General features: G+C 58.0%; 22 protein-coding genes. 20 read left to right on the top strand and 2 right to left on the bottom strand.

The window, feature by feature from the left end:
- Positions 1 to 7: 7 nt before the first annotated feature.
- The 5 genes from pcaC to JJB74_RS01325 all read left to right on the top strand — a co-directional run bounded on the left by pcaC (position 8) and on the right by JJB74_RS01325 (position 3,977).
- A complete protein-coding gene (gene pcaC / locus JJB74_RS01345; RefSeq protein ID WP_200589951.1) occupies positions 8 to 397 on the top strand; it encodes a 4-carboxymuconolactone decarboxylase in 390 nt (129 codons plus the stop codon).
- Between the two features lie 293 nt (positions 398 to 690).
- Complete coding sequence (locus tag JJB74_RS01340) at positions 691 to 1,554, top strand: branched-chain amino acid ABC transporter permease (protein ID WP_200589949.1); 864 nt, start codon at positions 691 to 693, stop codon at positions 1,552 to 1,554.
- Entirely contained in the window at positions 1,551 to 2,531 is a 981-nt protein-coding gene (locus JJB74_RS01335) for a branched-chain amino acid ABC transporter permease (RefSeq protein WP_200589947.1), read from the top strand. The genes JJB74_RS01340 and JJB74_RS01335 overlap by 4 nt, the downstream gene beginning before the upstream one ends.
- On the top strand, positions 2,528 to 3,283 hold the full coding sequence (locus JJB74_RS01330; RefSeq protein ID WP_200589945.1) for an ABC transporter ATP-binding protein: 756 nt from the start codon (positions 2,528 to 2,530) through the stop codon (positions 3,281 to 3,283). Before JJB74_RS01335 ends, JJB74_RS01330 begins: the two co-directional genes overlap by 4 nt.
- Positions 3,276 to 3,977 (top strand): ABC transporter ATP-binding protein, encoded by a 702-nt coding sequence (locus JJB74_RS01325; protein WP_200589943.1) that lies wholly within the window; start codon positions 3,276 to 3,278, stop codon positions 3,975 to 3,977. Before JJB74_RS01330 ends, JJB74_RS01325 begins: the two co-directional genes overlap by 8 nt.
- A 174-nt stretch (positions 3,978 to 4,151) precedes the next feature.
- On the opposite strand, the gene JJB74_RS01320 is transcribed toward JJB74_RS01325, so the two are convergent.
- Together JJB74_RS01320 and JJB74_RS01315 are read right to left on the bottom strand one after the other, a co-directional pair.
- Positions 4,152 to 4,532, bottom strand: coding sequence for a type III secretion system chaperone family protein (locus tag JJB74_RS01320; RefSeq protein ID WP_200589940.1), 381 nt, complete (start codon positions 4,530 to 4,532; stop codon positions 4,152 to 4,154).
- A gap of 10 nt (positions 4,533 to 4,542) precedes the next feature.
- Positions 4,543 to 6,114, bottom strand: a complete 1,572-nt coding sequence (locus JJB74_RS01315; RefSeq protein ID WP_200589937.1) for a TyeA family type III secretion system gatekeeper subunit — start codon at positions 6,112 to 6,114, stop codon at positions 4,543 to 4,545.
- A gap of 170 nt (positions 6,115 to 6,284) precedes the next feature.
- On the opposite strand from JJB74_RS01315, the gene JJB74_RS01310 reads away from it, so the two are divergent.
- From JJB74_RS01310 to sctC, 15 genes are all read left to right on the top strand, one after another.
- Positions 6,285 to 6,641 carry a hypothetical protein gene (locus JJB74_RS01310; protein ID WP_200589934.1) on the top strand — a complete coding sequence of 119 codons (357 nt, stop codon included), beginning with the start codon at positions 6,285 to 6,287 and terminating at the stop codon, positions 6,639 to 6,641.
- A gap of 29 nt (positions 6,642 to 6,670) precedes the next feature.
- Entirely contained in the window at positions 6,671 to 8,728 is a 2,058-nt protein-coding gene (locus JJB74_RS01305; protein ID WP_200589932.1) for a hypothetical protein, read from the top strand.
- 630 nt (positions 8,729 to 9,358) lie between these two features.
- Positions 9,359 to 9,715 carry a hypothetical protein gene (locus tag JJB74_RS01300; RefSeq protein ID WP_200589929.1) on the top strand — a complete coding sequence of 119 codons (357 nt, stop codon included), beginning with the start codon at positions 9,359 to 9,361 and terminating at the stop codon, positions 9,713 to 9,715.
- 28 nt (positions 9,716 to 9,743) lie between these two features.
- Positions 9,744 to 11,822 carry a hypothetical protein gene (locus JJB74_RS01295; RefSeq protein ID WP_200589927.1) on the top strand — a complete coding sequence of 693 codons (2,079 nt, stop codon included), beginning with the start codon at positions 9,744 to 9,746 and terminating at the stop codon, positions 11,820 to 11,822.
- Positions 11,823 to 11,943: 121 nt separating this feature from the next.
- Positions 11,944 to 12,306 (top strand): hypothetical protein, encoded by a 363-nt coding sequence (locus JJB74_RS01290; protein ID WP_200589924.1) that lies wholly within the window; start codon positions 11,944 to 11,946, stop codon positions 12,304 to 12,306.
- A gap of 183 nt (positions 12,307 to 12,489) precedes the next feature.
- Positions 12,490 to 13,329, top strand: a complete 840-nt coding sequence (locus JJB74_RS01285) for a hypothetical protein (RefSeq protein ID WP_200589922.1) — start codon at positions 12,490 to 12,492, stop codon at positions 13,327 to 13,329.
- 16 nt (positions 13,330 to 13,345) lie between these two features.
- Positions 13,346 to 14,653, top strand: a complete 1,308-nt coding sequence (gene sctN, locus JJB74_RS01280; protein WP_325170087.1) for a type III secretion system ATPase SctN — start codon at positions 13,346 to 13,348, stop codon at positions 14,651 to 14,653.
- Between the two features lie 165 nt (positions 14,654 to 14,818).
- The gene (sctO, locus tag JJB74_RS01275) at positions 14,819 to 15,349 is read left to right on the top strand and encodes a type III secretion system stalk subunit SctO (RefSeq protein ID WP_200589920.1); all 531 of its coding nucleotides are present in this window, start codon (positions 14,819 to 14,821) and stop codon (positions 15,347 to 15,349) included.
- A gap of 541 nt (positions 15,350 to 15,890) precedes the next feature.
- Positions 15,891 to 16,910 (top strand): type III secretion system cytoplasmic ring protein SctQ, encoded by a 1,020-nt coding sequence (gene sctQ / locus JJB74_RS01270; protein ID WP_200589918.1) that lies wholly within the window; start codon positions 15,891 to 15,893, stop codon positions 16,908 to 16,910.
- A 39-nt stretch (positions 16,911 to 16,949) separates the two neighbouring features.
- Positions 16,950 to 17,609, top strand: coding sequence for a type III secretion system export apparatus subunit SctR (gene sctR / locus JJB74_RS01265; RefSeq protein WP_200589915.1), 660 nt, complete (start codon positions 16,950 to 16,952; stop codon positions 17,607 to 17,609).
- 1 nt (position 17,610) lies between these two features.
- Positions 17,611 to 17,880: a type III secretion system export apparatus subunit SctS gene (gene sctS, locus JJB74_RS01260; protein ID WP_200589912.1), complete on the top strand. Its 270-nt coding sequence runs from the start codon at positions 17,611 to 17,613 to the stop codon at positions 17,878 to 17,880.
- Between the two features lies 1 nt (position 17,881).
- Entirely contained in the window at positions 17,882 to 18,676 is a 795-nt protein-coding gene (gene sctT / locus JJB74_RS01255; protein WP_200589909.1) for a type III secretion system export apparatus subunit SctT, read from the top strand.
- Between the two features lie 6 nt (positions 18,677 to 18,682).
- Entirely contained in the window at positions 18,683 to 19,741 is a 1,059-nt protein-coding gene (gene sctU / locus JJB74_RS01250) for a type III secretion system export apparatus subunit SctU (RefSeq protein WP_200589905.1), read from the top strand.
- Entirely contained in the window at positions 19,732 to 20,133 is a 402-nt protein-coding gene (locus JJB74_RS01245; protein WP_200589902.1) for a CesT family type III secretion system chaperone, read from the top strand. The genes sctU and JJB74_RS01245 overlap by 10 nt, the downstream gene beginning before the upstream one ends.
- Before the next feature lie 9 nt (positions 20,134 to 20,142).
- Positions 20,143 to 22,083: a type III secretion system outer membrane ring subunit SctC gene (gene sctC / locus JJB74_RS01240; protein ID WP_200589899.1), complete on the top strand. Its 1,941-nt coding sequence runs from the start codon at positions 20,143 to 20,145 to the stop codon at positions 22,081 to 22,083.
- Positions 22,084 to 22,109 lie beyond the last annotated feature (26 nt).

Raw genomic sequence — 22,109 nt, 5'->3', positions numbered from 1 at the left:
GAACACGATGGACGAGCAGGAACGCCATGCCGCCGGCATGTCGGTGCGGCGCGCGGTGCTGGGCGATGCCCACGTCGACCGCGCGCAAGCCAAGCGCACCGAATTGACGAATGAATTCCAGGACCTGATCACCCGCTATGCCTGGGGCGAGATCTGGACCCGGCCCGGCCTGCCGCGCCATACCCGCAGCCTGATGACGATCTGCATGATGGTGGCGCTGAACCGGGAAGAGGAATTGAAGCTGCATCTGCGCGCTGCCGCCAACAATGGCGTGAGCCGCGACGAGATCAAGGAAGCGCTGCTGCAGACCGCGATCTATTGCGGCGTGCCGGCGGCGAATTCGGCTTTCGCGCTGGCGCAGCAGGTGTTTGCGCAGGTGGATGCCGGAAAAGCTTGAGGTTATGTGGGTTGGGCTGACGCAGGAAGCCCAACATGCTTGCGGCCCGCGGAAGCTCGATGTTGGGCTTGGCAGCCCAACCTACGAAGGAAGCCCAACATGCGCGCGGACCGCGGGCGTCTGATGTTGGCTCGTAGGTTGGGCTGTAAGCCCAACGTGCTTGCGGCCCGCGGAAGCCCGATGTTGGGCTTTGCAGCCCAACCTACGAGCCGGTAAAGAACAACGAACAATAAGGGAGACATCACCATGAACATGGCGAGCAACGCGCGGCATGGCGGCCGGGGAGGGCAGCCATGCTGAATTTCATAGGCGTGCTCTTCGACGGCGTCGCTTACGGCAGTCTGCTGTTTCTGATCAGCGTCGGGCTGTCGGTGACGATGGGCCTGATGAACTTCATCAACCTCGCGCACGGGGCATTCGCGATGCTCGGCGGCTTTGTCTGCGTATCGCTGGGCTTGCGTTTCGGCGTGCCGTTTCTGCTGGCGCTGCCGCTGGCCTTTCTCGCTTCCGCCGCCGTCGGCTTCGTGCTGGAACGCACGCTGTACCGGCGGCTGTATCGCGCCAGTCCTCTGGACCAGGTGCTGTTCTCGATCGGCCTGACCTTCATGTCGGTGGCCGCCGCGACCTTCCTGTACGGCCCGTCGCAGCAGCCGGTGAGCCTGCCGGAATGGCTGCGCGGCCAGGTGCATGTCGGACCGCTCGATCTCGGCGTGTACCGGCTGTTCCTGATCGCGGTGGTGGTCGTGGTCACCCTGGCGCTCGGCGCATTGATCGAGCGCACCCGCTTCGGCGCGCAGATCCGCGCTTCGGTCGACAACCAGCAGGCCTCGGCCGGACTGGGCATCAATGTCAGCCGCGTGTTCTCGCTGACCTTCGCGCTCGGCTCGGGTCTTGCAGGGCTGGGCGGCGGGCTGGGCATCGATGTGCTCGGCCTGGATCCGAATTTCCCGATCAAGTACATGGTGTACTTCCTGCTCGTGGTCGCCGTGGGCGGCGCCGGCAGCATCAAGGGACCGCTGGTCGCGGCCCTGGTGCTGGGCGTCTTCGACGTGGCCGGCAAATACTATGTGCCCGAGATCGGCGCCTTCGTGATCTATGCGCTGATGGTCGTGCTGTTGCTGCTGTTTCCTGCCGGCCTGCTTGGGAGGCGTTCATGAACATGCCGAAAACCCTCAGCCACCGGCTGCCGAACGGCCGCTGGAAGCCGCTGGAAATGCTGTTCTGGCTGATCCCGGTCGCTGCCTATTTCCTGTTCCCGGCTTACCTGGTGCTGATCTCGCAGATCATGATCGCCGGCCTGTTCGCGCTGTCGCTGGACCTGGTGCTCGGCTATGCCGGCATCGTCTCGCTTGGCCACGCGGCCTTCTTCGGATTGGGCGCCTACACCGCCGGCCTGCTGTCCGTGCATGGCTGGGGCGAACCGATCTCGGGTCTGTTCGCCGCTGCCCTGGTTGCCGGTATCGCCGGCTTCCTGTGCAGCTTCCTCGTGGTGCGCGGCAGCGACCTGACCCGGCTGATGGTCACGCTGGGCATCGGCCTGATGCTGTTCGAGGCCGCCAACAAGGCCGCCCCGATCACCGGCGGCGTCGATGGCTTGTCCGGCATGATGGTCGGGAAGATCTTTGGCGTGTTCGAGTTCGACCTCGCCGGCAAGGTCGCCTACATCTACAGCTTCGTCGTGCTGTTCCTGCTGTTCATCGGCTTGCGGCGCCTGGTGGATTCACCGTTCGGTCTGTCGCTGCGCGGCATACGGGAAGGCGTGCGTCGCATGCCGGCCATCGGCGTTGACGTGCGGCAGCGCTTGTCCGCGGCCTTCACCGTCGGTGCGGCGCTGGCCGGCGTGGCTGGCGCGCTGCTGGCGCAGACGACGCAATTTGTTGGCCTGGAGTCGCTGTCGTTCTCGCGTTCGGCGGAGCTGGTCATCATGCTGGTGCTGGGCGGCGCGGGGCGGCTCTACGGCGCGCTGATCGGCGCGGCGATCTTCATGGTCGCGCAGGACAAGGTCGCCAGCCTGAATCCCACCTATTGGCAATTCTGGATCGGTTTGCTGCTGGTAGTGATTGTGCTGTTCGCGCGCGGCGGCATCCTCGGCGGGTTGGAACGGCTGCTGCCGAAACGGGGAGACGCGAAATGAGCGGCATCGCATTGCGCACGCAGGGTTTGTCCAAGAGCTGGGGCGCCTTCAAGGCCAACAGCGATGTCACGCTGAACTTCGCTTCCGGTTCGCGCCACGCGCTGATCGGGCCGAACGGCGCGGGCAAGACCACGTTCATCAATCTGTTGACCGGCGTCTTCGCGCCGACCGCGGGCCAGGTTTTCCTCGGCGATGAAGACATCACCGGCTTGCCGCAGCATCTGCGCGTCAAGCGCGGCATGACCCGCACCTTCCAGATCAACACGCTGTTTCCGGGCTTGACGGTGCTGGAGTCGGTGATGCTGGCGCTGTGCGAGCGCGAAGGCAAGAGCAGCACCTGGTTTCGCACCGTCGCGCAGCAGCGGCGCGAAGCGGATGAAGCGATGGCGCTGCTGGCTTCGCTGAAGCTGGACCGCGACGCCGACAGCGAAACCCGCAATCTCGCCTATGGCCGGCAGCGACTGGTGGAAATCGCGCTGGCGCTGGCCACGCGGCCGAAGGTGCTGCTGCTGGACGAGCCGGCGGCCGGCATTCCTTCGGCTGAGAGCGCGGAATTGTTCGAAGTCATCGCCGGCTTGCCGCGTGACGTGACCATCCTGTTCATCGAGCATGACATGGGGCTGGTGTTCAAATTTGCCGAGCGCATTACTGTGCTGGTGGGCGGGCGCGTGCTGTGTGAAGGCACGCCGGCCGAGATCGCCGCCGATCCGCGGGTAAAGGAAGTCTATCTGGGGGAGGCCGAGCATGGCTGAGCTGCTGGCGCTGGAGAAGGTCACTGCCGGATATGGCGAATCGGTGGTGCTGGAAGAGATCAGCCTGGCCATGGCCGAGGGCGACAGCCTGGCGCTATTGGGCCGCAACGGTGTCGGCAAGACCACGCTGTTGACTACGCTGATGGGATTGACGCGCATGCATCGCGGCGACATCCGCTGGCGCGGCGGCCGCATCAACGGCTTGTCCACGCATCGCCGCGCCCAGGCCGGGCTGGGCTGGGTGCCGCAGGAGCGGCACATGTTTCCTTCGCTGACGGTGGAGGAGCATCTGACCGTGGTCGCGCGTCCGGGGCCGTGGAATCTGAAGCGCATCTATGACATCTTTCCGCGCTTGCAGGAGCGGCGCGCGAACATGGGCAACCAGCTCTCGGGCGGCGAGCAGCAAATGCTGGCGATCGCGCGGGCGCTGATGACCAATCCGCATCTGCTGCTGCTGGACGAACCGATGGAAGGCCTGGCGCCGATCATCGTGCAGGAACTGATGCGCGTGATGCGCAAGCTGATCGCCGACGAGGGCCTGGCGGTGATTGTGGTCGAGCAGCATGCGCGGCTGGCGCTGTCGTTGACGAAACATGCGATCGTGCTTGATCGCGGGCGCATCGTGCATCAGGGCGATAGCGAGAGCCTGATGGCGGACGGGGAAAGGCTGGATCGGTTGGTGGCGGTGGCTTGACGGATCGGCGGCCGGAAGCGGGGTCGGGCTTGTTTATCCATCGATGCGTAAGGACTGCCGCTCCCGCGTATTTGCTCGTATAACCGGAACGCGCAGACGGAGCACGCCTTGACAGGCTGTTGAAGAGCTCGTGCAGACTCACATCTTTGTACACGGCCGCTTGCCGCAAGTGGCTCAGCCGGCCGCTTCCGCCTGCATGCCTTCAAGCTGGTTGATCACTCCTTCCAGCGCTGGCAATTCAAAGGAAGAGGCCGGCAGGCGCATGGTCATGATCAGCATATCGTCACGGATTGCTGCCTGCGCGGGCCATGCAAGTCCCTGTCTGCCATTCATCATCCTTAGCGCGCGCTCGATCTGCGGGCCCGGATCGAAATTCAGCCGTCTTCCCCAATACACCAGCAGTTCATCGCCGGGCGCATTGCTCAGGCGCTGGATGCCAAGGCATTCGCCACCGTCCATTTCCAGTTCGATACCCCCGTCCGCGTCCAGCATCAGGTTTTCAATGCCGATGTTGAGACCGTAGGCGCGCACGGTTTCAGCGATCCAGTCGTGCATGATGATGGCCTCAGGCGACAGGCGCGGCCTGCTGCTCTTCTTCGCGCAGGATGGCGGCGTCGAGTACCTGCTGTGCGGTTTTCAGCAGCGTCGGCAAGGTGTTCGCATCGCGGAAGATGCGATCCGGCATTTCGCGCAGGATCGCCATCATTCCCTGTAGGGCGACGATGGTTTCCTGATTGCCGCTGATGCCCAAAGTCTTCAACAGGCCCTCGAAATGCCTGGTCTGCACCATGGGCGTGTCGACGACATCGATGAGTTCGCGCATCAGCATGCCGCTGTCGATGGGTTTGGCCGCATAGCCGCCGGCAAGCGCGGCGCCGGCGCAGTTTTCCCGAAACTGCTCCACCATCATCAATAGCGAAGTGGACAGATGCATGTGCGAGATGTCCTGCAGGATGACGCGCAGCCTGTCGCTATCGCGCAGGGAATTGGCCATCGCAAGTTCGTCGCCGAGCGCTTTCTTCATGTTGGACAGCTCAGCGCCGAGTTTGTCGGCCGGATAGTGCCGCAGCAGCGCGCGTAACACATTGGAAAAGCCAGCCTGCTCCGCAGCCACGTCATGGAAGGCTTCGAGAAAGCGGGCCGGCTCCTCGCTTTCCGATGCGGTTTCAGCGGCCTGATAACTGCGGCGAATCGTGTCGCCTTCCTGCAGTTCGAGCTCGTGCAATGCGCTATTCACGTTCTCGAGTAGGCTCTCGCGCTCTTCATTGACGCTGCCGGCTCCGCCCACGAGGCGACGGAGGCGTTCGCTGAGCTTGCGCGCATCGCCGCGCAGCGCCGTCAGCTCGGCGGCGAGCTGCCGCGGATTGCCGCCGGCGCCCTCCAGGCCGCTGACCAGAGCGATGACCAGCTCGGGATTGTCGCCGGCTTCGATGATGTCGCGTGCCAGCTTTTCCGGGTCGGCATTGCGGCGCGCGAATTCCGGCAGGCGATTCAGGCCGAGCGCCTCGCGCAGCACCGCCGCCATTTGTCGCGGCTTGCGCTTGGCGGCCTGCATCAGCTTGCGCACGTTCTCCGGATCTTCGCCGCTTTCGAGCACCTCCGAGAACAGTGCGCTGAAGGCTTCCGGATCCTCGGCAGCGTCTTCGAGCCGCTTGGTCAATTCCCTGCGGCTGGTCGGCATCTTGCCCTTGACGAGCGATGCGGCGACCAGCCATTCGATTTCATCGGGATTGTCGCCCAGCATCGCGGCGGCGAGCTGCAACGCCAGGTGTTGCTGCAGCGCTTCCTGCCGGGAGAGTGGCGGGCCAGGCAGCTTGCGGTTGCGCAGGATGTCTAGCGCCATTCCCGCCACGGCCGCGCTGCCCGCCGCCCGCAGTGATTTGGCGACCTTTTCCGGCACCATGGGCTGGGCCGCGGCTTCGAGCTGCAACTCACGCTGTGCGATGGATTTCGCCGTGACTTCAGCGGAAGCGATCTGTGCATGGATCGCCTGCAGCCGGATTTGCCGGGCGGCGATCACACGCCGGCCGTTGATCTTGCTCTGATTTTGCTGGGAAGCGACTTGGTGTGAGGCAGAGGTGTTGTCGAGGCTGTAATCGAATCCTGCGGTGGAAGGTCTGTTGATGATGCCGGCCATGTCGTAGTCCGTCGGTGTGAGGTGTAGGCCACTTCTGTGACTTCATCGGGTGCTTTGTTCCGAGCGTAATTTTTGCAGCCTTGGAACCTGAATTTATTAAATGTCACAAACGGTGGAGTTTAATAATTCACATAGTGTCCAGCTAGCGAATCTGTCGGAACGAGGTCAGCATGAAGCAAGGTCATGAAGCGCAGGGCGATTCTTTCTCTTCCCCCCAGAACCCGAACTTCGGCGACTCGCCGCAAGCAGCGCAATTTCTCGAAGAAGCGATCCGCTCGCTGGAGGCGATCGGCGGATTGATGGAGAAAGTGCAGCGCATTGCATCTCAGAGCGGTGCAAACGATGCGGCGATGCTGGAGCAACTGAAACAGGCCGCCAGCCCAGGCCCCGAACAAAAGATTCTCGATGCAGTGCTTGAACTGGCCGCCATGCTGCGAAGCGAGGATATTGCCGCAGGCACAGCGGCCACCGAGATACCACAGCAGGGTGCGGCGAAAAGCGCAGGGCGCTTCCGCGATCTGATCTGAATCCAAGGCTTTATCAGGGAGAATGCAATATGTCGGTCAGCGATACATTCGGTTCGGCGCGCACATCAAACCCACCCGCCGGCGCGGGAGCGATATACGAAGGCGCGCCGGTCGTTTCTGTGACCGATACGGCTTCGGAAAACAAGGACGACTCCGTGGGAATGGTCACCATCTTCGAACCATTCACCGATCCCTTGCTCAGCCGCATAGATAGTCTTTCTTCAGCTCTGAATGGGGCATACAACGATCTGGACAGGATTGAGAAAAGTATTGCATGGACGAAGAAGGTTTATGACGAGCTAGGGCAGCCGATTAATGCGCAGACGTTGATGTGGGAAGGGCCGGAAAAGATCACTGGCTGGCCGACGGATATTCAGAAGCAAGTCGACATGACCAAGCAGATCGAGCAGGAACTGGCGAAGCAGGGAAAGAAGCTGGATGCAGCATCGAAGGATGCTTACTATTACGTGGCCTATTCTGGCCAATTGGCTTCCGTAACAAAATCTGAGTTTGGTAGCAAGGTACTCGACTTTAACCCCGGGGCTTACGGCCAATTTTCGGGCTGGAATGCGGCTCAAAAGGCATGGTATGCCATTAAAACGAAGCACGATTTTCCTGATACGGATTGGGTACGAATTGATGGACATCTTTACCATCTGGAAGCCGGGGGCAACAGTAAGAGCCCCGGTTATTTCTCTGAGTTTAAGTCAGAATTCATACAGAATTCTCAGCAATTGAGCTTGCAGCTATTCGGCGACAGGTTCTTTGCCGAAACCCAGAGATTGAAAGCTGCGGGGCTGCCGATCAGCGGCTATGACGCTTATAAGTATTCCTTTAACGGGAATACTGGATATACCACTGAGAACCAGATATTGACTCGTGACACGACGAATTTCAGCGGCGTGGCGGACCGTACCATCGTGCAAGTCGACGATCAGTATTACTTGGTGAATGGAGGAAAAGGACAAAAGCTGGATGGTCCTCCCGAAGGTGTTTTAATGGGTCTGCCGAGCGACCTTAAACCGCAAGCCGACAAGCGTTTAAGAGACGCAATCGCTGCCACGACCGATCTGGTCCAAAACGGTCTCAGCTTTACGGCTGGCGACTATGACATGGCTATGTATTCCTTTGGCGGCGGGCAAATTGGCTATGCAAAGATGCCGCCAGTCGTGGTCAGCGCGAATCCGCAGAATCTCAACCTCACATCCTACCCACCAGGCACGCTGCTGCAGTACACCGACGAGCAGAACAAGGTCAGCTACTACCGTGTAACCGGCACTGGCGTTATCAAGGTCGAAGACCCGTCCGCCATCGCAAAGGCCGTCAGCGGCAATCCGCCGGATCTCTCATCCATCGATCCCGGCACCCTGATCAAGCTCGACGACGGCAAGCTCTACTGGGTCACCTCGGACCAGAAAACCATGCCGGCTGATGGCGCACCGCTGCTGCGCTTCATGTCACCGGAACGGTCAGCCAACTTGCATGGCGTGCAGGTGACGGCATTGCTGGAAGAGGCTGGGTACGTGCCCACCGACAAGGAAGCGGACACCATTCAGTACAAGGACAAGAACGACAACACGATATTCGCGAAAATGCCACCCAAGGTATTCAATGGGCCGAGAAGTGAGCCGAATGGCAAGGACTATGCGCCCGGGGATGTCATCGAAACCGCGGATCGTAAGAAGGCCTGGTACATCGATGAGCAGGGAAAGGTGCAGGAGGCACGATCCTGTGTCGAAGTGAAGGTCTCGGGTGTGAAGGAGAAAGACTTCGATCCAGCGAAATACAATCCCGGCGACGTGGTTGGCCTTGATAATGGCATCTACTACCGCATCACCACGGATCACGATAAGAAGCAAATCTCCTATCCGCTGGAGAGACTGATCTGCAATCCAAGCGATGCGCAGATCAGTCTGATCAAGGGTCAGCTGATTGACTTGCAAAATTCAAAGACCGCCAACATGACCACCCTGGCGTTGAGGTTGCAGAACATACTTGGCCAGAGTAACAACCTTGCCACCATGATGGCCAGTATCGTCAAGACAATCATGGACACGGTGTCAGCATTCTTTCGCAATATGGCGTGATGCACTGAGAACCGAATTCACATTCAGCAACCGTTGAGCGGAGTCGATGCGTCTTGTCGCTCAACATGAACGCCGGGGTGCAGCGGGTTTTTGCAAAAGCACAGCAGTTCCATCGCAGAATCGTCTACGCCATTTATAGCCAATAGTTCATCGCCGAACGCATCCACCACACGCTGGATGCCTAGGCACACGCCCTCGTCCATTTCGGTTCAATACCCTCGTCCGCGTCCAGCATCAAATCTTCAATGACGATCTTGACTCCATAGGTGCGCACGGTTTCTGCGAATCCGTAGCTCTACCTTGTGCAAGATGGAGGCGTCGACCACTCGCTGTGCGGCTTTCAGCTGCGTTGGCAAAACGTTGGCATCGCAGAAGATGCGGCCCGGCGTTTCGCGCAGGATGGCCATCCTCTGCCGCCATGCGAGCACGGTTTCCAGATTTCTGTTAATGCCAAGAGTCTTCCGCAGGCAGTCGAAATGCTTGTGCTGGACCCCAGGATATCGATGACATATGCGTTATTCCGGACGCAATCGGCGCCCGTTTGGAACTCTGGAATTCTGGGCGTTACGAAACCCTGCATCAAGCTAGTTGCAGACGATCGGCTAGCGAACCTGTCGGAATGAGGTCAGCATGAAGCAAAGTGATGAAGCGCAAGGCGATTCTTTCTCCTCCCCCCAGAACCTGAACTTCGGCGACTCGCCGCAAGCAGCGCAATTTCTCGAAGAAGCGATCCGCTCGCTGGAGGCGATCGGCGGATTGATGGAGAAAGTGCAGCGCATTGCATCTCAGAGCGGTGCAAACGATGCGGCGATGCTGGAGCAACTGAAACAGGCCGCCAGCCCAGGCCCCGAACAAAAGATTCTCGATGCAGTGCTTGAACTGGCCGCCATGCTGCGAAGCGAGGATATTGCCGCAGGCACAGCGGTCACCGAGATACCACAGCAGGGTGCGGGGAAAAGCGCAGGGCGCTTCCGCGATCTGATCTGAATCAAGGCTTTATCAGGGAGAATGCAACATGTCAGTCAGCGATACATCCGGTTCGTCGCGCGTATCAAAGCCACTCGCAGGCGCGGGAGCGCCGTCCGAACCCGCGCGGGCCACGACTCCCGCCAATACGCCGTCGGGAAACAAGAACGGCTCCGTGGGAATGGTCACCATCTTCGAACCATTCACCGATCCCTTGCAGCGTGCGATAGACAATCTTGCTCCAGGTCTAAACGGGGCATACAACGATCTGGACAAGGTCGAGAAGACTATTGCATGGATAAAGGAGGTTTCTGACAAGCTCGGGCAGCCACTCAATTCGAATACCTTGATGTGGGAAGGGCCATTGAAGATTGCTGGCTGGCCGACGGATGTGGACGGAGCCATCGTCGCTACTAGCAAGTTGATAGGGCAACTAATTGCTAAGTCTGTTTTGCTAGACGCGTCGGCGTTCGATGCGTCCTGGTATGTAAACAGCTCCGGGCAAAGGGTAATAATCAATAATGCTGAGCTGTCTGGCGAAGTATTTGAGTACGATCCGAGCCAATGGGCGGGAGTTGTAGGGGCGAATGAAGGTCAACGCGCGTGGGAAGCGATCAGACATCTTAAGAGAAGCGATGCGGAATGGGTAAGGTTTCCAAATGGTCAGATCTACCATTTGGAGGCAGGTTCTGACTTGCCTCCAGGTTATCTCGGTGGGTTAGTTAGTTTTATAAAGGATCCTTCGCTAGTAAGCCTGGCGTTGTTTGGTAAACAGTTCCTATCCGAAACCAAGCGTTTGCAAGCTGCGGGACTGCCGATCGATTCCTATGACGCTTACCAGTATTCGTATAATGGAAAGACCGGATATACCACCGCGAATCAGATTCTGGATCGAGCGTCAAACGATTTCAGCGGCATTCCAAACCGCACGATTGTCGCTGTCAAAGGCGAAAGCGGGGTCGATTATTACATCGTGGATTTTGGGAAAGGACTAAAGCTGGATAGTCCGCCCGAGGGTATTTTGATGGGCTTGCCGAGCGACCTTGACCCGCAAGCCGCCAAGCTTTTAAGAGATGCAATTGCTGCCACGACCGATCTGGTCCAAAACGGTTTCAGCTTCACGCCCGGCGACTATGACATGGTCATGTATTCCTATGGCGGCGGGCAAGTCGGCTATGCAAAGATGCCACCAGTCGTGGTCACATCCAATCCGCAGACTGTCAACGTGGCGACAACCCCGACAGGCACGCTGCTGCAGTACACCGACGAGAAGAACAAGGTCAGCTACTATCGTGTAACCGGCACCGGCGTTATCAAGGTCGAAGACCCGTCCGCCATTGCAAAGGCCGTCAGCGGCAATCCGCCGGATCTCTCATCCATCGATCCCGGCACCCTGGTCAAGCTCGACGACGGCAAGCTCTACTGGGTCACCTCGGACCAGAAAACCATGTCGGCTGATGGCGCACCGCTGCTGCGCTACATGTCATCGCAACGTTCAGCCGATTGGCATGGCGTGCAAGTGACGGCATTGCTGGAACAGGCTGGGTACGTGCCCACCGACAAGGAAGCGGACACCATTCGGTACAGGGACAAGAACGACAACACGATATTCGCGAAAATGCCACCCAAGGTATTCAATGGGCCGGGAAGCGAGCCGAATGGCAAGGATTATGCGTCCGGGGATGTCATCGAAAGCGTGGATCATACCGGGGTTGGTAAGAAGGCCTGGTACATCGATGAGCAGGGAAAGGTGCAGGAGGCACGATCCTGTGTCGAAGTGAAGGTCTCGGGTGTGAAGGAGAAAGACTTCGATCCAGCGAAATACAATCCCGGCGACGTGGTTGGCCTTGATAACGGCATCTACTACCGCATCACCATGGATCAAGACAAGAAGCAAATCTCCTATCCGCTGGAGAGACTGATCTGCGATCCGAGCGATGCGCAGATCAAGTTAATCAAGGGCCAGCTGATTGACTTGCAAAGTTCAAAGTCCGCCAACATGACCACCCTGGCGTTGAGGTTGCAGAGCATATTTGGCCAGAGTAACAACCTTGCTACCATGATGGCCAGTATCGTCAAGACAATCATGCAAATGTTGGAGACCTTCACACGCAATTCGATGGTCTGAGGCGCCGAAAGCCGATTGACAGTGATACACGCAGCTGCTGGTGCAACCTGGTTCGTCAGCTGGAAGAGGCCGCGAATTAATGTCAGAGCATGTGAAGCTCTTTTAAGGACGGGAGAACACCATGAGTTCGGAAGATAACACTTCGGGCGGCAAACCCGGCGAATTCGGGCATGTCCAGCAGCGCTTGCAAGAAAACGCCAGGCTGATCGATCGTGCGGAGCGGGCGCTGCAGGCAATTGCTCGAACCATCGACGAAACCTCTTCCATGATGCCGAATGGAGCTACTGGCCGTAGCAGTCCATGGAAGTTGGCCAAGGAATCAGAAACCGAATTCGAATCAAGAGTGGATGCGCTGCTGCAGCGGATGGTCGTCGACCTGATCGGTACATTTGGGCTGGAGCCCGGATCGTCACCGCATCCGATGCCAGACGAGCAGGGCGGCAAACCCACACGCCGTCCTGGCCAATACCGTGAACTTATCTGAAAGCCGATATGACCGGGTAGCCGCCATATCCATGTGCTTTTCGTAGGCGTCTGTGTCGTCCGAAGGCGCAACGTTATTGCCTTGTAGCGTCCTTCTGCCGATGTAGAACGGAGCACGTAACGAAATTAACCAACCAGATCAGGAATTCCCATGCCCACCCCGATAGCGCCTCATCTCGGCATCATGGAGCTGTTCTCCACAATGCAGACGGCAGCGATGTCGCAGGCATCCGTTGCCGCTGACCAGATTGCTGCCGCGGTCGAGCGGTGCAGTAACCTGCGCGAAGCGATTGATCGGCTGCGCGGACGCAATGATGCGGTCGGCCTGCCGGTCGATGCGAAGGGCATTCGTGATGCTCTCGCGCATCGGCAATCCCTGGACGCGGTATTCGGTGCCGATCCGTCCAGTCTGGCTGGGAATCTCGCCGATGCGCAGCTGCTCGCCGAGTCCCTGAAGCGCGGCGGGCTTGATGTCCAAACCGCGCTCTGCTATCCGGTCCTTGTTCGTACTACGGTGGATGGCAAGAGCTCGGAACGCCTAACCTGGATGAGCAATGCCGAGCGTGCGCAGCTCGATCAGTTAGCCTTACCCGACAGCGCTGAGCTCCCTGGCTGCCCAACACGCCAACGAAGCGACAAGGATGGCAGGCTTACGGTCTATTGCTGTCTTGATGCCTATGCGACCGTACGCCTTGTCGGCACTTCTGTGCCGCAAGTCTTGCAGCAGGCTGCGACTTCACTGCAGGCGGCTGGTGGAGAAGTGCGGCGCATGGTGTCGGAATTGGCTCGTGCGAACTCGAAGAATGTGACCGCATCGGAGGACATATTGGCTTTGCTGAAAACGCTTGCCAAGAAATTCGAACAGCGCATCGAGAAGCTGCACGAGGAGCGCAGCGAGATGACTTTGGAAAATCCGCCATGGCAGAACTACCGGCAGCGCTTGCAGATCATTCGGGAGCACGAACAAAGGCGCGCCATAGAAAAGCAGATCGAACAACGGAGGGAGCGCCGTGAAGGCCGCTGAACACTATCTTGCGCATATACTACCGATGCTGGAAAAGGCGATCAGCCAGCCGGCGATGTGCGACATTCGCGGCAAGGTAATTCAGGTTACCGGCACGATCGTGAAAGCGGTCGTGCCTGCGGTGAAGGTCGGCGAAATTTGCCTGCTGCGCAACCCCGGTACCACGGTCGAAATGAAGGCAGAGGTCGTCGGCTTTGCCAAGGGCACAGCGTTGCTCATGCCCACCGGTGATACCCAGGGCATCTCCGCTGAGACGGAAGTCGTACCGACCGGGAAGGTGCATATGGTGCCGGTTGGTATTGGCTTGCTGGGGCGGGTGCTCGACGGTCTTGGAAATCCACTCGATGTGGCCACGCACGGTCCGCTGCAGTTCAGTCGTTACTATCCGGTATTCAATGAAGCGCCAGATCCACTGCGCCGGCAGATCATTTCGAAACCCGTCTCGCTCGGTGTCCGCGCGCTGGACGGATTGCTGACCTGTGGCGAGGGTCAACGCATGGGGATCTTCGCAGCGGCGGGCGGGGGCAAATCGACCTTGCTTGCTATGCTGGTCAAGAATGCCGATGTGGACGTCACCGTAATTGCGCTGATCGGCGAGCGCGGGCGTGAAGTGCGTGAGTTCCTCGAGCACGACCTCGGCATGGAAGGGCGAAGCAAGGCGGTTATCGTCTGCGCCACATCGGACCGCTCATCGATGGAGCGCTCCAACGCCGCTTATACCGCAACCGCTATCGCGGAATATTTTCGTGATCAGGGCAAGCGGGTGCTGTTCCTGATGGATTCGGTGACGCGCTTTGCTCGAGCGCAGCGCGAGATCGGACTGGCCGCCGGTGAACCGCCGACACGGCGCGGCTTCCCGCCGAGCGTATTTGCGACGCTGCCGCGGCTGATGGAGCGAGCGGGCATGAATGACAAAGGCTCAATCACGGCTCTTTATACGGTGCTGGTCGAAGGTGATGACATGACCGAGCCGGTTGCCGATGAAACCCGATCCATCCTTGATGGGCACATCATTCTGTCGCGCAAGCTCGCTGCGGCAAACCACTACCCGGCAATCGACATCCTGGCATCGATCTCGCGCGTGATGAATGCCATTGTTGTGCCCGAACATCGCGCAGCCGCAGGGCGCGTGCGCGAACTGTTGGCCAAGTACCAGGACATCGAACTGCTGCTGAAGGTTGGCGAATACCAGCCAGGAAGCGACCCGATCGCGGACGAGGCAATCGAAAAGATGGATAGCATCAACGCATTTCTGCGGCAAGGTCTTGATGAGCACGTCGCGTTCGAAGACGCGGTCTACGATATCGAGATGCTGGCTGACTGAATTTGCACGTTTTCAGAGTTGGTAATGCCGAGTTGAAATTTGTAAGGAACCCGTTCAAAGCTCACGTTACTAAAAAGTTGCCTTTCAACCAAAACTGCCAACCGGTTTGCATTTCTGTTTTACGAACGTGAAGCGGCCGGTCAAAGCCTTCCTGGCGAGGATGTAATGACTCTGAATGTGAATGCCAGATACAGCGATTTGTTAAGCATTAAAAAGTCTCGCGAATCGGCTGCAGAAGTCAAATTAATGCAGGCTCATCGTAAACTGAAGGATGCGGTCTCGGAAGAATCATCCGCAAACAGTCAGTTGCAAGATTGGTCCAATAAGTGTGATGTCCGGGAACAGGAGCTTTACGCCAAGCTGTTGTCTGGAGGTGCTGTCAAGCTTGGCGACATCGACAAGGTGAAGTTTGAAATTGAAGGCATGCGCAATGACTTGAAGCGCAAGCAGGAAGAATTGAAATCTGCAGAAAGCCGCCGTGAGCAGGCGGAACAGGCGCGCGACGAGGCCAAGAAATCCTATCAGCATGCCGCGCGCTCGCGTGAAAAGACCGATCTCGTCCTCAACACGCAAAAGCAGGAGCAGGACAGGCAGCAGAGCAAGCTTGCCGATGATGAAATCGATGAATTCGCCGAGCAGGCTTCCGTAAAGCATGGCGGTGCATTCATCGACGCATCGCATGGGGATGGTGTCTGATGGGGCGCGGTCCCAAGTATGTCGATTACGGGCCTATGGCGCTTCCGGTTGGCGACATAGCACCTTCTGCTCATGCGCATCCAGGGAATACGAAGTTTCAGGAGGACGCATTACGTCTGCGCTCCATCCTTTCTATCGATACCGGCCGCGCCCAATCGCTTCATGATGACGCTACACGTTCCGCAAATACGTCGGAAGAGACACCTCGCGAGTGGGCGCAGAGTGCGGAAGAATGGCTGGGCCACGAGATTGAGCGACTCTGGGTGAATGACGGTGCCCATGGCGCGCGCGAAGTGCGTATGAAATTGAGCGAGCTTGTAATTCCAGGCACTTGGGTGCGGATATCAACACATGCCGGCGATCTGATCGTGGAACTGAGCTGTGCGAATGCGGGCACATGTCAATGGCTTTGCAAAGCCGCTTCGCGTTTGGCTGCCGACGTGTGTAAGACGCTCCGCCGATCGGTTCGTGTCGTGGTTCTCGATAGAGATGCACGCCAGGCTGCCGCGGCGCGTTCCTGCTTTGACAGTGGCGAGACACCATGAGCAATCCGCTGGCCTTGCCGCGTCTTACTTCCGAGTATGTGGCGCAGCGCAATGCTGTATTCCGCCGGCGGATCGCTGTGAATGTGCACTGGTTGGACCAGGAGTGGGTATGGACCTTGCAACCGCTATCCGCAACCTCGTGGAAAGGAGCCTGGATTAAAGCGGAATGGGGCACGGCAGATGCCTATGTGACGCTGCCCGATAGCCTCCTTCTGGATCTTGCCAACGCGATGTTGCGCAGCGGGCAGCTGCTCGATCTTCCGCCTGCCTTGCGTCTGGCCGTGGCGGAAACCGCATTTTCAGCATTATCAGAGCGTGTCGAAGCAGCGTCGCGTCGGCGCTTGCGCATGTTGTCCCTGAGTACAGATACACCGGAAATTGACGGATTGCTGGGGCTCGCCTGGGAAATGTCTTCAGCTCGGGAAACGCACACTGGAGAGCTATGGCTAAGTCAGTCCGGCATGGGCCAATTGGCGTCGGGCTTCACGCGTCCCGTGCATTTTGAAACGATCAAGAACGATCTTTCTGGGTTGCCTATCCCGATTCGCTTTTGTGCAGGCCGCACGGTCGCAAGAATGAGCGTGCTGTCCAGACTCGCTGCGCGTGATCTCATTCTGTTCGACGAAACGTGGATCACCGAGGACGGCACTCTCACAATTGCGCTGGGCAGAAATGCGGCATACCGCGGCATCGTGCGCGGCACGAAAATTGAAATCACCGAAGGACCCATTTCCATCATGGAAGACGACGACTACGACGACAACCAGCAATCGGACGCCCCACTGGACGACCTCCCGGTTCGCATCTGTTTCGACCTCGGAGAGCGCACTCTGCCTCTCCATGAACTGCAGTCACTCTCTCCAGGCTTTATCTTCGATCTTGGTCGAGACTTGCGGCGCGCAGTCCAGGTGCGGGCGAACGGCATGTTGATCGGCGAAGGCCAACTGGTGGATATCGAGGGCCGCATCGGCGTGGTCGTCACGTCACTGGGACCTAGCGCAGAGCGGCTGAATTGAGCAGGCAGGCGATGAACACTCGAAACAGGGGCGCAAGGTATGGATAAGTTTGATCCGATATCGCTGGCCGTCGCCTTCGCCGTCTTCTCACTGGTTCCGCTGACAGTGGTTGTGACAACTTCATTCCTCAAGATATCGATTGTGCTTTCCCTCGTCCGTAATGCGCTCGGTGTGCAGCAGGCACCGCCGAATCTCGCGATCTACGCGCTTTCCCTGCTTCTCACTGCCTATGTAATGGCTCCGGTGGGCGCAGAGGCTTCAAAGATCCTGAGCGCTGCGGCCGGCACTGAAAAAGGGCTATCAATCCTGGTCATTGTTGAAAGTGTCAAGAAGGGCAGCGAGCCGATGCGCAACTTCATGGTTGCGAATAGTACGCGAGAGCAGCGCAACTTTTTTCTCGACAGGGCGAGGCAACTCTGGCCTGCCGACTTTTCTGCCGGGGCCACGCAGGACGATTTCCTCATTGTGATGCCGGCTTTCGTTGTCTCCGAGCTAACGGCTGCGTTCCAGATCGGCTTTCTGCTGTACATGCCTTTCGTTGTCATCGACCTGGTGATTTCCAACATCCTGATGGCCATGGGCATGATGATGGTATCGCCGGTCACCATCTCGCTTCCGTTGAAGCTCTTCCTCTTCGTAATGGTGGATGGCTGGTCGCGGCTGATACACGGCCTGGTGCAAACCTATCACTTAGGCTGATATGGACGTCGTCGACCTGACCTCGGTAATGATCAAGGCGCTGTTGCTGACACTCTGGCTGTCGATGCCGACCATCCTGGTCGCATCCATCGTTGGCGTGCTGTTCAGCCTGGTACAGGCGCTGACGCAGATACAGGAACAGACGCTGTCTTTCGCGGTGAAGCTCATTGCCGTGGGCATCACGCTGTATGTCACTGCACGCTGGATGGGCGGTGAGATCTATAACTATGCCGCCATGCTGTTCGAGAACTTTTCGATGATGGTGCGTTGACATGGATCTCTTCGGTGTCCATCTGCCATTTGATCAGTTGATGGCCCTATTCCTCGCCTTTCCACGGATGCTCGCATTCTTCTCCATCCTGCCGATACTGAACCGACAGGCGCTCCCGGGTATTTTGCGCATTGGAGTTGCGGGTGCATTCGCGATCTTCCTTGTTCCAGGTCTTATTGACCCAGCGACCGCCATGCAACTGGATGCGGCGCGTGTCCTGATCATCTGCGTGAAGGAGGCCATACTTGGATTTGCCCTCGGATTCGTGACGGCTGTGCCTATCTGGGCTTTCGAGGCAATGGGAAATTACATCGACAACCAGCGCGGTGCCAGCATTGCGGAAACCATCAATCCGCTTACTGGTCATGAAGCGTCGCCGCTGGGCGATATATTCAGTCAGATGATTGTGGTGCTGCTCTTCATCAGCGGTGGATTTAGCGCCATGGTGGCAAGCGTCCAGGACAGTTACCGATTGTGGTCCGTTCTGGGCATGGGCCCCGATTTTGATGCGGCTACACCGCAGTTCTTCTTATCGCAATTGGATCGGATGACCCGCATAGCCTTACTGATGGGAGCTCCAGTGATCTTTACGATGTTTATTGCCGAAATGGGATTGGCTCTGGTCAGCCGTTTCGTGCCGCAGCTACAGGTCTTCTTTCTTGCCATGCCGATCAAGAGCGCTCTTGCAATGCTTATTTTTGCGGCTTATGCCGTGCTGCTTGTCGACTATGCCTCCGGCGAGATCAAGGATATGAGCGCTACTGCATTGAGCAACCTCGCAAGAATTTTCAGGTAGAACGGTATGAGCGAAGAAAAGACCGAGGAACCGACACCGCACAAGCTTCGTAAAGCTCGTGAAGAAGGGCAGGTTCCCAAAAGTAAGGACTTCACGCAAACGCTGCTTTTGGGGTCGCTATTCGTGTACACGATTGCTGACTCCTCACGCCTGATTCGTCATATGGCGCAGATCATTGTGATGCCTTCCTATTTGCATGGCGTGGAATTTCGCAATGCTTATGGCCAAGCGCTTACGTCCATGGTCACGGATGCATTGCTGCTGCTGTTGCCCTATCTGATTCTGGTACTTCTCATTGGCATCTTCGCGGAGGCGGTGCAAACCGGCCTGGTATTCAGTTTCAAGCCAATCATGCCCAAGGGAGAAAAACTGAACCCGGTGAGCAACCTGAAGCAGATGTTCGCGATGAAAAACATCATTGAGTTCATCAAGTCAAACTTGAAGGTCATCGCTTTATCGGCAGTCGTATATATGGTGTTGCGCAATTCCCTGGACCTGCTAGTCCATGTGCCGCCCGCAGGCATCGTCGCCGCAGGAGTCGCGCTCGGGGCAATCATGGAAAAGCTGGTGATATTCACCTTCCTGCTCTTCGGTGTGATTGCATTGGCGGACTTGGTGTACCAGCGTTACGAGTACCGGAAGGGACTGCGAATGTCTCTAGACGAAGTCAAAAAGGAATACAAGGAACTCGAAGGCGACCCGCATATGAAAGGGCATCGCAAGCAGGTCGGTCGTGAGATCGCCATGGGAGAAGGCGTGCAGAAGACCAAAAAGGCTTCAGTGGTCGTCACCAATCCCACCCATTTGGCCGTCTCTTTGTACTACAAGGACGGCGAAACACCTCTACCCATTGTTCTCAACAAGGGCAGCGGGGCGGTTGCGCATGCGATTGTGAAGGTGGCCCGAGATGCCGGGATCCCCGTCATGCAAAACGTGCCTCTTGCGCGTGGCTTGATGGCGGAGGCGATGGTCGGGCAGTACATCCCATCCGAACTTGTTGAGCCGGTAGCCGAAGTGCTGCTCGCATTGCGGCGCCTGGCGCAGGAACATGGGGAATGGTCGTGAAGCTGGTGCATCCGGGCCTGACCGCATACCTGCTCAAACGCCAGTCCGGGAGCCCGCGTTGCGAGAGAGACGGTACGGTGGTGTTGATCATTGACCGTCGATTCCGGGTGCAATGTCGCCCATTGCCGGGTGGAGCATTGTTGCTGGAATCTCGGCTTGGAGAAATGCCTATGCTGGAGCGCGAACGTACGGCGCTAACGCTGCGCTTATTGGAAGCGCTGGGTAGGGCAGTGTTGGAACGTCCGGAGACAATCGCATTGTCCAGCAATGGCAATACGCTGGTGCAGCAGCGACAGATTGCAAGTCAGGCGGATGGGAACGCTTTTGAGGCCGTCCTCGAGTGTCATGTCAATGCGCTCGGTTTTTGGCGCAGCCTGATTGGAGTGTTGTAGGCGAACCGTATGTCAATAATCCGACTCAAAATTCTTTTCTTGCATAGCGTATTACTTGCCCTGATGCTGACGTGGAGCACCGCGCGCGCTGCAACACCTTGGCCGGAAGCGAGCTTTACCTACATTGCTGACAACCAGCCCCTGCCGGAAGTATTGCGCCGTTTCGCGCGCAGTTTTGGGTTGGAGACGCAACTTTCCTTGGCGGTAGCCACGTCGAATGCCGTGGTGAGCGGGAAGATCACCACGGCCAGTCCGACCGAATTCATCAACCAGCTCGGTGCCGCGCATGGGCTTGCCTGGTTCGCGCAAAACGGAGTGCTCTATGTAAGCCGCAGCAGCGAACGCAGTACACGCGCGGTTACGCCTCCAGGCATCTCCGCGTCCGGTTTAAAAAAAGCGCTGAGCGAGCTCGGTGTCCTGGAAAACAAGTTCGGATGGGGCGAAGTCCCGGAACGTGGCATTGTGCTGGTTTCCGGCCCCCCAGCCTATGTCGATCTGGTGCAACGTGCTGTGGCTGAATTACCGCCGATGCCGCCAGGTCAGGAACTTGCGGTCTTCCGATTGCGGTATGCGTCAGTGGATGACCGGACCATTTTTTATCGCGACAAGCAAATCATTACAGCTGGGGTCGCGTCCATTTTGCGCGATCTCATCTCTGGCGATAGCACCAGGGGTGGCACGCACATTTTGCTTTCGGATATTGCAGCGCCGCTGCGTACGCCAATCGCGCCGATGACGCCGCTTGACCCGGAGGCGCAGTCACCTGCGCCTAAGCCGGATGGACCATCGGTCACTGTGCCGCCTTCGCAGGTCGGGGGCGGAGGCAGATCCGTCATTCAGGCCGATTCGCGTCTGAATGCGGTAATTATCAAAGACAAGCCGGAAAACATGCAGATTTACCGGCAGCTGATCAGCATGCTCGATGTGCCGTCGCAGTTAGTCGAGATCGAGGCAATGATCATCGATGTAAGCGTCGACAAGCTGTCGCAGCTTGGCGTCGACTGGGCTGCAAGTTCGGGCAAGCTGTCTCTGAAATTTGGTAATCCCGCCGCGGCCTCGGAAAATCCATCGGCAGTGCTGGCGCTTGGCAGTGCAAACGCAGCTACCGTGGTCGCCAACGCCGGAAGCTATCTGCTTGCGCGTATCAATGCAATGGAGCGAGACGGCGATGCTCGTGTCGTTTCGCGGCCATCGATTCTCACGGTTGACAATCTTGGTGCGCTGATCGATCTATCGGACACGATGTATGTGCAATCGATAGGCGAGCGAGTTGCCAACGTAGTGCCCGTTACCGTCGGAGTTACGTTGCGTGTCACGCCACACATCGTAGTGGAAGGCGTGCGCCAATCGATACAACTAGTAGTGGATATCGAAGACGGCTCGTTCCAGGATTCCAGCCAGGGTGGGTTGCCACGTGCGAAGCGCAGCACGATTGGTACCCAAGCAATCATGGGCGAGCGCGAGAGTTTGCTGATTGGTGGTTTCAACTCCGAGCAGAACGTGCGCCAGCGCAATGCAATCCCGGTACTTGGCAGTCTTCCTCTGATCGGTGGATTGTTCAGCACTTCCTCGAATACCGTTTCGCGTACTGAAAGATTATTTCTCCTGACGCCGCGGGTAGTCCAACGCAATACAAATATTGGCGCTTCGATGCCCGATGAGGTCCCGCTGCCGAAAGTGGATAGCTCCGTGCCTGCGAACAGCGGGCAGACGATGTTTGTGCCGGCGCAGCGGCCTGTCGTCAAGAACAATGTGGGCACTAATGTCACCAACTCTTCGAATCTGTCGAACCAGACAGACCAGACAGAGCAGACAGCGAAAAGTACTCAGACCCCCAAAATCGCTCAGACAGCCCCAGGCACTTCAGATAGGGCAAGCGATCCATCGTCCGCCCTGCGCATGGAAGACCAGTTGCGTTCCGTATGGAAGACTAAGACTAATATCAAATGACAATGCGAACTTGCCAGCCGCTCCCT

The sequence above is a fragment of the Noviherbaspirillum pedocola genome (assembly GCF_016632335.1).
In the GTDB taxonomy this organism is placed as follows: domain Bacteria; phylum Pseudomonadota; class Gammaproteobacteria; order Burkholderiales; family Burkholderiaceae_D; genus Noviherbaspirillum_A; species Noviherbaspirillum_A pedocola.
Note: the sequence above shows the minus strand (reverse complement) of the source record. Positions and strands in the feature narration are given on the sequence as shown.